Source organism: Acutalibacter sp. 1XD8-33, assembly GCF_003612555.1.
Taxonomy (GTDB): Bacteria; Bacillota; Clostridia; order Oscillospirales; family Acutalibacteraceae; genus Acutalibacter.
In genome coordinates this window covers 1-549 of sequence record NZ_RAZF01000101.1, presented here as the reverse complement: position 1 = coordinate 549, position 549 = coordinate 1, and the positions used below count along the sequence as shown (strand labels likewise).

Here is a 549-nt window from a genome sequence, read left to right as displayed (position 1 = left end):
ATGAGAAGAACTTCTCCTATGCCGAGAACGGCACCAAGCCGGGCGCTGGCATTAACACTGACATTCTGTACTTCGCCGTGAAGAACGGCCGTGACGGTCAGTTCGACGGCTACTCCATCTCCCTGTCCGAGGCTCCCTCCGAGGATGATCCGGACGTGAAGAGCGACGATGCCGAGCTGAACTTTGACGACGCTCTGGCCACCACCGGCGCGGACGATGATCTGGTATACGGCGGCCACACGGTCACCAACGCCATCATGAACGAGACCACCGCTTACGGCAACAACGTGAAGCTGGATGAGACTGCCACTCCTGTTGTGAACCAGGGCTGGCCGAATCTCGATGCTACCGGCACCGCGTTCAACGCTGGCGTGATCGATCCCGCTGACGCTGCCTACATCGGCGCCATCGGAGCCACCAGCCTGTACAACGTGTGCTATGGCAAGAACGTTGAGCTGGCTGAGGACGACGAGCGTATCGAAGTAGCTCCCATCGCCGGCATGGACAAAGCCTGGACCGTGAAGCTGCACATGCCCGCCGACTTCCGCG

Annotated in this window: 1 protein-coding gene; it reads left to right on the top strand. The window is 60.3% G+C overall.

Going from position 1 to position 549, the window contains the following annotated elements; translation table 11 throughout:
- Positions 1-77: 77 nt before the first annotated feature.
- The coding region (locus D7X94_RS18035) for a hypothetical protein (protein WP_147401782.1) at positions 78-549 on the top strand (472 nt) is incomplete at its 3' end.